Genomic DNA, 9,173 nt, shown 5'->3' with positions numbered 1-9,173 from the left:
GTGATAAGAGACATGTTTGCCTCTTACCTCGCCAGCTTACGGCTGGTCAAATTCGTGGTGACGAATGTCTCGGACGTGCACCTCAGCGCATCTTGAACGGTTTTGTGTAAAAAATGACAGGCTCCTGAAAAGGAGTGCTTTTTTTCATGTCCAGGTCGCTTTTAACCAACGAAACCAGTGAGCTTGACCTGCTGGATCAACGTCCTTTCGACCAGACCGACTTCGATATCCTCAAATCCTATGAAGCGGTTGTGGACGGGTTAGCGATGCTCATTGGTTCCCATTGCGAGATCGTGCTGCATTCTTTACAGGATCTGAAATGCTCCGCCATCCGCATCGCCAACGGTGAGCATACCGGGCGCCAAATCGGCTCGCCGATTACCGATCTTGCGCTGCGCATGCTGCATGATATGACGGGGGCCGATAGCAGCGTATCCAAGTGTTACTTTACGCGGGCGAAGAGCGGCGTCCTGATGAAGTCCGTCACGATCGCGATTCGCAACCGTGAACATCGGGTCATCGGTCTGCTGTGCATCAACATGAACCTTGATGTGCCGTTCTCACAGATAATGAGCACCTTTATTCCGCCGGAAACGCCAGAGGTGAACTCTCAGGTTAACTTTGCCTCCTCCGTCGACGATTTGGTCGCTCAAACTCTTGAGTTCACTATCGAAGAAGTGAATGCTGACCGTAATGTTTCCAACAATGCTAAAAATCGCCAGATTGTCCTGAATCTCTACGAGAAAGGGATCTTTGATATCAAAGATGCCATCAACCAGGTTGCCGATCGGCTGAATATTTCCAAACATACGGTCTATCTCTATATCCGTCAGTTTAAGAGCGGCGATTTCCAGGGGCTGGATAAGTAATGCGTTTTGCCATTACGGTGACGGGGCCAGCCTACGGTACGCAGCAGGCCAGCAGCGCCTGGCAGTTTGCCCAGGCCATTTTGCAAGAGGGTCATGAGCTGGACTGTGTCTTCTTCTATCGTGAAGGCGTCTACAACGCCAACCAGCTGACTGCACCCGCCAGCGATGAATTTGACCTGGTACGCGCGTGGCAGCGGCTGCATGACGATCATGCTGTCGCGCTGCACATCTGCGTGGCGGCAGCCCTGCGTCGCGGTGTCACCGATGAACAAGAAGCTCAGCAGCTGGGGTTGCCGGGTCATAATCTGCAGCCCGGATTTACGCTGAGCGGCTTGGGTGCGCTGGCGGAAGCCTCATTAACCTGCGATCGGATGGTGCAGTTCTGATGAAACGCGTTGCCTTTGTTTTTTCTTCTGCCCCACATGGTTCTGCGTCGGGTCGGGAAGGTCTGGATGCGCTGCTGGCGACTTCCGCGCTGACCGATGAGATCGGCGTATTCTTTGTCGGCGACGGCGTCTTCCAACTGCTGCCCGGGCAACAACCGTCGGCGGTGCTTGCCCGCGATTATATCGCGACCTTTAAACTTTTGCCGCTGTACGATATCGACGCGTGCTGGATATGCGCAGCGTCTGCCCGCGAACGCGGCCTGAATGCCGGGACGGCGTGGGTAGTGGATGCCGGGTGGCTTGAACCCGAAGCGCTGCGCGCCCGACTCGATGATTTCAACGTGATTTTACGTTTCTGAGGACTGAATGCTCCACACACTCAGCTCGTCCCCGTGGCACACCGATCTCCGTGCAATGCTGCGCCTGGTAAAGGATGGCGACGATCTCCTGCTGCTTTCTGATGGCGTGATTGCGGCTATTGCCGGCGGACCCTTCCTTGAAATCCTGCACTCTGCCCCCATAACCATTCATGCTCTGCAAGACGATATCGATGCCCGCGGGCTGGCTGGTCAAATTGCGGACAGTGTCATCAGGGTTAGCTATACTGATTTCGTCAGAATGTCGGTCAAACATCCTGGACAGTTGTCCTGGTAATGGCGGGATCGTTGTATATTTCTTGACACCTTTTCGGCACCGCCCTAAAATTCTGCGTCCTCATATTATATGAGGCGATTTATTACGTGTTTACGAAGCAAAAGCTAAAACCAGGAGCTATTTAATGGCAACAATTAACCAGCTGGTACGCAAACCACGCGCACGCAAAGTTGCAAAGAGCAACGTGCCTGCACTGGAAGCCTGCCCGCAGAAACGTGGCGTATGTACTCGCGTATATACCACCACTCCTAAAAAACCGAACTCCGCACTGCGTAAAGTTTGCCGTGTTCGTCTGACTAACGGTTTCGAAGTCACCTCCTACATCGGCGGTGAAGGTCACAACCTGCAGGAACACTCCGTGATCCTGATCCGTGGCGGTCGTGTAAAAGACCTTCCGGGTGTTCGTTACCACACCGTTCGTGGTGCGCTTGACTGCTCCGGCGTTAAAGACCGTAAGCAAGCTCGCTCCAAGTATGGCGTGAAGCGTCCTAAGGCTTAATGGTTCTCCGTTAAGTAAGGCCAAACGTTTTATATTAATGTCAAACTAAACTCTTTGAGTTTTGGACAATCCTGAATTAACAACGGAGTATTTCCATGCCACGTCGTCGCGTCATTGGTCAGCGTAAAATCCTTCCAGATCCTAAGTTCGGATCAGAACTGCTGGCAAAATTTGTAAACATCCTGATGGTAGATGGTAAAAAATCTACTGCAGAAGCTATCGTATACAGCGCGCTGGAGACCCTGGCTCAGCGCTCTGGTAAAAATGAACTGGAAGCTTTCGAAGTCGCTCTGGACAACGTCCGTCCGACCGTCGAAGTTAAGTCCCGCCGCGTAGGTGGTTCTACTTACCAGGTTCCAGTTGAAGTCCGTCCGGTTCGTCGTAATGCCCTGGCAATGCGTTGGATCGTAGAAGCTGCTCGTAAACGTGGTGATAAATCCATGGCTCTGCGTCTGGCGAACGAACTTTCTGACGCTGCAGACAACAAAGGTACTGCAGTTAAGAAACGTGAAGACGTTCACCGCATGGCAGAAGCCAACAAGGCGTTCGCTCACTACCGTTGGTAATCCCTTCGGAGTCATAGTCACCAGGCGGGCGCTTCAGGTAAGTCGCCCGTGCTGGATAACTTAACTGAACGCCTAAAGAAATAAACGAGGAATCAAATGGCTCGTACAACACCCATCGCACGCTACCGTAACATCGGTATCAGTGCGCACATCGACGCCGGTAAAACCACTACTACCGAACGTATTCTGTTCTACACCGGTGTAAACCACAAAATCGGTGAAGTTCATGACGGCGCAGCAACCATGGACTGGATGGAGCAGGAGCAGGAGCGTGGTATCACTATCACCTCCGCAGCGACTACTGCATTCTGGTCTGGTATGGCTAAGCAGTATGAACCGCATCGCGTTAACATCATCGACACCCCGGGGCACGTTGACTTCACTATCGAAGTAGAACGTTCCATGCGTGTGCTTGATGGTGCGGTAATGGTTTACTGCGCAGTTGGTGGTGTTCAGCCGCAGTCTGAAACCGTATGGCGTCAGGCAAACAAATATAAAGTTCCGCGCATTGCGTTCGTTAACAAAATGGACCGCATGGGTGCGAACTTCCTGAAAGTTGTTGGTCAGATCAAAACCCGTCTGGGCGCGAACCCGGTTCCGCTGCAGCTGGCAATTGGTGCTGAAGAAGGTTTCACCGGTGTTGTTGACCTGGTGAAAATGAAAGCCATCAACTGGAACGAAGAAGACGCAGGCGTAACCTTCACCTATGAAGATATCCCGGCTGACATGCAGGATCTGGCTGAAGAATGGCACCAGAACCTGATCGAGTCCGCTGCAGAAGCTTCAGAAGAGCTGATGGAGAAATACCTGGGTGGTGAAGAACTGACTGAAGAAGAGATCAAAAAAGCTCTGCGTCAGCGTGTTCTGAACAACGAAATCATCCTGGTAACCTGTGGTTCTGCATTTAAGAACAAAGGTGTTCAGGCGATGCTGGATGCGGTAATTGATTACCTGCCATCCCCGGTTGACGTACCTGCGATCAACGGTATTCTGGACGACGGTAAAGATACTCCGGCTGAGCGTCACGCTAGCGATGAAGAGCCGTTTGCTGCTCTGGCATTTAAAATCGCTACCGACCCGTTCGTGGGTAACCTGACCTTCTTCCGCGTTTACTCCGGTGTGGTTAACTCTGGTGATACCATCCTGAACTCCGTGAAATCTGCACGTGAGCGTTTCGGTCGTATCGTACAGATGCACGCTAACAAACGTGAAGAGATCAAAGAAGTTCGCGCGGGCGACATCGCTGCTGCTATCGGTCTGAAAGACGTGACTACTGGTGACACCCTGTGTAACCCGGATCACCCGATCATTCTGGAGCGTATGGAATTCCCTGAGCCGGTAATCTCCATCGCTGTTGAACCGAAAACCAAAGCTGACCAGGAAAAAATGGGTCTGGCTCTGGGTCGTCTGGCGAAAGAAGACCCGTCATTCCGCGTATGGACTGACGAAGAATCTAACCAGACCATTATCGCCGGTATGGGTGAGCTGCACCTCGACATCATCGTTGACCGTATGAAGCGTGAATTCAACGTTGAAGCGAACGTCGGTAAACCTCAGGTTGCTTACCGCGAAGCGATTCGTGCGAAAGTTACCGATATCGAAGGTAAACATGCCAAGCAGTCTGGTGGTCGCGGTCAGTATGGTCACGTTGTGATCGACATGTACCCGCTGGAGCCGGGCTCAAATCCGAAAGGATACGAGTTCATCAACGACATCAAAGGTGGTGTAATTCCTGGCGAATACATCCCGGCCGTTGATAAAGGCATCCAGGAACAGCTGAAAGCTGGTCCGCTGGCAGGTTACCCGGTAGTTGATCTCGGCGTGCGTCTGCACTTCGGTTCTTACCATGACGTTGACTCCTCTGAACTGGCGTTTAAACTGGCCGCTTCTATTGCCTTCAAAGATGGCTTTAAGAAAGCGAAACCAGTTCTGCTTGAGCCGATCATGAAGGTTGAAGTAGAAACTCCGGAAGAGAACACTGGTGACGTCATCGGTGACCTTAGCCGTCGTCGTGGTATGCTGCGTGGTCAAGAATCCAACGTGACTGGCGTTGTGATTCACGCTGAAGTTCCGCTGTCTGAAATGTTCGGATATGCAACTCAGCTGCGTTCCCTGACCAAAGGTCGTGCTTCTTACTCCATGGAGTTCCTGAAGTATGATGACGCGCCGAACAACGTTGCTCAGGCCGTAATTGAAGCCCGTGGTAAATAAGCCGTAGGGTTAAAACCAAAATCCCGTGCTCTCTCCTGAAGGGGAGAGCGCTATAGTAAGGAATATAGCCGTGTCTAAAGAAAAATTTGAACGTACAAAACCGCACGTCAACGTCGGTACTATCGGCCACGTTGACCATGGTAAAACTACTCTGACCGCTGCAATCACTACCGTTCTGGCTAAAACCTACGGTGGTTCTGCTCGTGCATTCGACCAGATCGATAACGCACCGGAAGAAAAAGCTCGTGGTATCACCATCAACACTTCTCACGTTGAATATGACACCCCGACTCGCCACTACGCACACGTAGACTGCCCGGGCCACGCCGACTATGTTAAAAACATGATCACCGGTGCTGCTCAGATGGATGGCGCGATCCTGGTTGTTGCTGCGACTGACGGCCCGATGCCGCAGACTCGTGAGCACATCCTGCTGGGTCGTCAGGTAGGCGTTCCGTACATCATCGTGTTCCTGAACAAATGCGACATGGTTGATGACGAAGAGCTGCTGGAACTGGTTGAAATGGAAGTTCGTGAGCTGCTGTCTCAGTACGACTTCCCGGGCGACGACACTCCGATCGTTCGTGGTTCCGCTCTGAAAGCGCTGGAAGGCGAAGCAGACTGGGAAGCGAAAATCATCGAACTGGCTGGCTACCTGGATTCTTACATCCCGGAACCAGAGCGTGCGATTGACAAGCCGTTCCTGCTGCCGATCGAAGACGTATTCTCCATCTCCGGTCGTGGTACCGTTGTTACCGGTCGTGTAGAGCGCGGTATCATCAAAGTGGGCGAAGAAGTTGAAATCGTTGGTATCAAAGAGACTGCTAAGTCTACCTGTACTGGCGTTGAAATGTTCCGCAAACTGCTGGACGAAGGCCGTGCTGGTGAGAACGTTGGTGTTCTGCTGCGTGGTATCAAACGTGAAGAAATCGAACGTGGTCAGGTACTGGCTAAGCCGGGCTCTATCAAGCCGCACACCAAGTTCGAATCTGAAGTGTACATTCTGTCCAAAGACGAAGGCGGCCGTCATACTCCGTTCTTCAAAGGCTACCGTCCGCAGTTCTACTTCCGTACAACTGACGTGACTGGCACCATCGAACTGCCGGAAGGCGTAGAGATGGTAATGCCGGGCGACAACATCAAAATGGTTGTTACCCTGATTCACCCGATCGCGATGGACGACGGTCTGCGTTTCGCAATCCGTGAAGGCGGCCGTACCGTTGGCGCGGGCGTTGTAGCTAAAGTTCTGGGCTAATTATTAGTTCTGAATGAAAAAGGGCGCTTCGGCGCCCTTTTTGCTGCCCGTTATCTGGCGTTGACCAGAATGATGTTTGTACGAAAAAAGAGTATCTCTTTGCGTATTTAATCAACTCACTATTGTAATTATAACTATTCTCATTTACACTTTTGAGCATAAATTGAACGGGAGTCGGTATGTACGTTTGTTTGTGTAATGGTGTAAACGATAAAAAAATTCGTCAGGCCGTACGTCAATTTCATCCACAGTCTTTTCAGCAATTGCGCAAATTTATTCCTGTTGGAAATCAATGCGGTAAATGTGTCCGTGCTGCCCGTGAGATTATGGAAGATGAATTAACTCGCATGCCGGAATACCAGGAGAGCGCTTAAGAGCTCAGGCTTTTCTTTGACATCTTTATAGCCCGAACTACGCTTCAATAAGTGGAAGCGGAGGGACTATATAATGAAAGGTGATGTCAAAATCATAAGTTATCTCAATAAATTGTTGGGAAATGAGCTTGTCGCAATAAATCAGTACTTTCTTCACGCCAGAATGTTCAAGAACTGGGGCCTGATGCGCCTCAATGATGTTGAATATCATGAATCCATCGATGAAATGAAACACGCCGATAAGTATATCGAGCGAATTCTCTTCCTTGAAGGTATCCCCAATCTACAGGATCTTGGCAAACTGGGCATCGGTGAAGATGTCGAAGAGATGCTGCAATCTGATTTGCGACTGGAACTCGAAGGCGCAAAAGACCTACGTGAAGCGATCGCTTATGCCGACAGCGTCCATGACTATGTCAGTCGTGACATGCTTATTGAAATCCTGACGGACGAAGAAGGCCATATTGACTGGCTGGAAACGGAGCTGGATCTGATTGGTAAATTAGGACTGCAAAACTATCTCCAGTCACAAATCAAAGTGGCTGACTGACTAGCGTTTGCCATCCGCACCAAAAACCCGCTGCAGCCAAAAAAGGGCCAAAAGGCAGCGGGTTGTTCAATGACCCCGGTGCTTTCCCGAGAATTATCACTAGCAGCATGACTCCCCCGGCGAAGACAGTCGCCAAAAAAACCAGCTGCGGCAGCATTGGCCAACCGTGCCACGCGCCAAGTGCGGCCAGAAATTTGACATCCCCATAGCCGAGCCCTTCATAACCGCGAATCCCCCGATAGAGCCAATAGAGTAAAGTGAAAGCCAGATAGCCGCCGATGGCGCCGCCAACGGCATATTCCAGCCGTAGTGGAGCGTAGTATAGATAATAGAGCAGCCCGCTCCAGAGCAGGGGGCAGGTCAGGCGATCGGGAAGCAGGCCGTAGCGCAGATCGTACCAGCAGAGGGCGAGGGATAAACCGCTATAGACCAGTAATAAGGGGGGCATCATCGGTGAGGTTACCTGGCGATGGAGATATGCGCGGAGTCTGGTCGAAAAAGAGATGGATGGCAAAGGTCCGCATTCATTATCGCGAGGCGCTATCCACGGTATTACCTCAGTTTTCACGACTTTCAATGCCCGCCCGCCGCAGCACGCAAAAATGATTGCTGATTTTGTATGCAGCACTTGCGTCGAGCCCGAATTTGCGTATAATGCGCGGGCCTGTCAAAATTGGCAGGCTGGTTCGATATGAACCCTGATAGAGCTTTTAGCTATCAAACAATGTTCCCAATTGGGGAACTATGTAAGAACGGTTACACTCTCCCATCAATCGTAATGGGTATGAGGAGTAACCATTTCGTCTATAAATAATTGGAGCTCTGGTCTCATGCAGAACCAAAGAATCCGTATCCGTCTTAAAGCGTTTGATCATCGTCTGATCGATCAATCAACCGCGGAAATCGTCGAGACTGCCAAGCGCACTGGTGCGCAGGTCCGTGGTCCGATCCCGCTGCCGACCCGCAAAGAGCGCTTTACCGTTCTGATTTCTCCGCACGTCAACAAAGATGCGCGCGATCAGTACGAAATCCGCACTCACAAGCGTCTGGTTGACATCGTTGAGCCAACTGAGAAAACCGTTGATGCTCTGATGCGTCTGGATCTGGCTGCCGGTGTAGACGTGCAGATCAGCCTGGGTTAATCAGGTCATCGAGCGATTGAGAGGTTGAAACAATGATTGGTTTAGTCGGTAAAAAAGTGGGCATGACCCGCATCTTCACTGAAGATGGCGTATCTATCCCAGTAACCGTAATCGAAGTTGAAGCAAACCGTGTTGCTCAGGTCAAAGACCTGGCTAACGATGGTTACCGCGCAATTCAGGTTACCACCGGTGCTAAAAAAGCTAACCGTGTAACCAAGCCGGAAGCTGGTCACTTCGCTAAAGCTGGCGTAGAAGCTGGCCGTGGTCTGTGGGAATTCCGTCTTGCTGACGGCGAAGAATTCACCGTAGGTCAGAGCATTAGCGTTGAACTGTTTGCTGACGTTAAAAAAGTTGACGTAACCGGTACCTCTAAAGGTAAAGGTTTTGCTGGTACCGTTAAGCGCTGGAACTTCCGTACCCAGGACGCTACTCACGGTAACTCCTTGTCCCACCGCGTTCCGGGTTCTATCGGTCAGAACCAGACTCCGGGCAAAGTGTTCAAAGGCAAGAAAATGGCAGGTCAGCTGGGTAATGAGCGTGTCACCGTTCAGAGCCTGGACGTAGTACGTGTTGACGCTGAGCGCAACCTGCTGCTGGTTAAAGGTGCTGTCCCGGGTGCAACCGGTAGCGACCTGATCGTTAAACCAGCTGTGAAGGCGTGAGGAGA

The 9,173-nt window shown here is 51.3% G+C and carries 13 protein-coding genes; 12 read left to right on the top strand and 1 reads right to left on the bottom strand.

The features are described 5' to 3' along the window. Positions 1-146: 146 nt before the first annotated feature. The 10 genes from MC50_RS06220 (at position 147) to bfr (ending at position 7,364) form a co-directional block, all read left to right on the top strand. Positions 147-869, top strand: coding sequence for a helix-turn-helix transcriptional regulator (locus MC50_RS06220; protein WP_004868391.1), 723 nt, complete (start codon positions 147-149; stop codon positions 867-869). Then, positions 869-1,255, top strand: a complete 387-nt coding sequence (tusD, locus tag MC50_RS06215) for a sulfurtransferase complex subunit TusD (RefSeq protein WP_032690478.1) — start codon at positions 869-871, stop codon at positions 1,253-1,255. Before MC50_RS06220 ends, tusD begins: the two co-directional genes overlap by 1 nt. Continuing rightward, positions 1,255-1,614, top strand: coding sequence for a sulfurtransferase complex subunit TusC (tusC, locus tag MC50_RS06210; RefSeq protein WP_032690479.1), 360 nt, complete (start codon positions 1,255-1,257; stop codon positions 1,612-1,614). Before tusD ends, tusC begins: the two co-directional genes overlap by 1 nt. A 7-nt stretch (positions 1,615-1,621) precedes the next feature. Then, positions 1,622-1,909: a sulfurtransferase complex subunit TusB gene (tusB, locus tag MC50_RS06205; RefSeq protein ID WP_032690480.1), complete on the top strand. Its 288-nt coding sequence runs from the start codon at positions 1,622-1,624 to the stop codon at positions 1,907-1,909. A gap of 124 nt (positions 1,910-2,033) precedes the next feature. After that, positions 2,034-2,408, top strand: coding sequence for a 30S ribosomal protein S12 (gene rpsL, locus MC50_RS06200; protein WP_002920115.1), 375 nt, complete (start codon positions 2,034-2,036; stop codon positions 2,406-2,408). Positions 2,409-2,503: 95 nt separating this feature from the next. Then, the gene (gene rpsG / locus MC50_RS06195) at positions 2,504-2,974 is read left to right on the top strand and encodes a 30S ribosomal protein S7 (RefSeq protein WP_004106370.1); all 471 of its coding nucleotides are present in this window, start codon (positions 2,504-2,506) and stop codon (positions 2,972-2,974) included. Positions 2,975-3,070: 96 nt separating this feature from the next. Then, the gene (fusA, locus tag MC50_RS06190; RefSeq protein WP_004868382.1) at positions 3,071-5,185 is read left to right on the top strand and encodes an elongation factor G; all 2,115 of its coding nucleotides are present in this window, start codon (positions 3,071-3,073) and stop codon (positions 5,183-5,185) included. A gap of 70 nt (positions 5,186-5,255) precedes the next feature. Further along, positions 5,256-6,440: an elongation factor Tu gene (gene tuf, locus MC50_RS06185; RefSeq protein WP_004118409.1), complete on the top strand. Its 1,185-nt coding sequence runs from the start codon at positions 5,256-5,258 to the stop codon at positions 6,438-6,440. A 179-nt stretch (positions 6,441-6,619) separates the two neighbouring features. Further along, positions 6,620-6,814, top strand: a complete 195-nt coding sequence (gene bfd, locus MC50_RS06175; RefSeq protein ID WP_004868381.1) for a bacterioferritin-associated ferredoxin — start codon at positions 6,620-6,622, stop codon at positions 6,812-6,814. A gap of 73 nt (positions 6,815-6,887) precedes the next feature. After that, positions 6,888-7,364, top strand: a complete 477-nt coding sequence (gene bfr / locus MC50_RS06170; protein WP_004868378.1) for a bacterioferritin — start codon at positions 6,888-6,890, stop codon at positions 7,362-7,364. Here bfr and MC50_RS06165 read toward each other — a convergent pair. Continuing rightward, complete coding sequence (locus MC50_RS06165) at positions 7,348-7,815, bottom strand: prepilin peptidase (protein ID WP_032696885.1); 468 nt, start codon at positions 7,813-7,815, stop codon at positions 7,348-7,350. The genes bfr and MC50_RS06165 overlap by 17 nt on opposite strands. Before the next feature lie 379 nt (positions 7,816-8,194). Here MC50_RS06165 and rpsJ point away from each other — a divergent pair, with 379 nt between their 5' ends. Then, entirely contained in the window at positions 8,195-8,506 is a 312-nt protein-coding gene (gene rpsJ / locus MC50_RS06160) for a 30S ribosomal protein S10 (RefSeq protein ID WP_001181005.1), read from the top strand. 32 nt (positions 8,507-8,538) lie between these two features. Continuing rightward, positions 8,539-9,168, top strand: a complete 630-nt coding sequence (gene rplC, locus MC50_RS06155; protein ID WP_004868374.1) for a 50S ribosomal protein L3 — start codon at positions 8,539-8,541, stop codon at positions 9,166-9,168. Positions 9,169-9,173: the final 5 nt, after the last annotated feature.

Source organism: Klebsiella planticola (assembly GCF_000783935.2).
Taxonomy (GTDB): domain Bacteria; phylum Pseudomonadota; class Gammaproteobacteria; order Enterobacterales; family Enterobacteriaceae; genus Klebsiella; species Klebsiella planticola.
This window is presented reverse-complemented; position numbering and strand designations above follow the sequence as displayed.

Coding starts and splice junctions, on each gene's coding strand:
- bfr (WP_004868378.1), top strand. CDS start 6,888: ATGAAAGGTGATGTCAAAATCATAAGTTATCTCAATAAATTGTTGGGA.
- rpsG (WP_004106370.1), top strand. CDS start 2,504: ATGCCACGTCGTCGCGTCATTGGTCAGCGTAAAATCCTTCCAGATCCT.
- tusB (WP_032690480.1), top strand. CDS start 1,622: ATGCTCCACACACTCAGCTCGTCCCCGTGGCACACCGATCTCCGTGCA.
- MC50_RS06165 (WP_032696885.1), bottom strand. CDS start 7,815: ATGATGCCCCCCTTATTACTGGTCTATAGCGGTTTATCCCTCGCCCTC.
- fusA (WP_004868382.1), top strand. CDS start 3,071: ATGGCTCGTACAACACCCATCGCACGCTACCGTAACATCGGTATCAGT.
- rpsL (WP_002920115.1), top strand. CDS start 2,034: ATGGCAACAATTAACCAGCTGGTACGCAAACCACGCGCACGCAAAGTT.
- tusD (WP_032690478.1), top strand. CDS start 869: ATGCGTTTTGCCATTACGGTGACGGGGCCAGCCTACGGTACGCAGCAG.
- MC50_RS06220 (WP_004868391.1), top strand. CDS start 147: ATGTCCAGGTCGCTTTTAACCAACGAAACCAGTGAGCTTGACCTGCTG.
- rpsJ (WP_001181005.1), top strand. CDS start 8,195: ATGCAGAACCAAAGAATCCGTATCCGTCTTAAAGCGTTTGATCATCGT.
- bfd (WP_004868381.1), top strand. CDS start 6,620: ATGTACGTTTGTTTGTGTAATGGTGTAAACGATAAAAAAATTCGTCAG.
- tusC (WP_032690479.1), top strand. CDS start 1,255: ATGAAACGCGTTGCCTTTGTTTTTTCTTCTGCCCCACATGGTTCTGCG.
- rplC (WP_004868374.1), top strand. CDS start 8,539: ATGATTGGTTTAGTCGGTAAAAAAGTGGGCATGACCCGCATCTTCACT.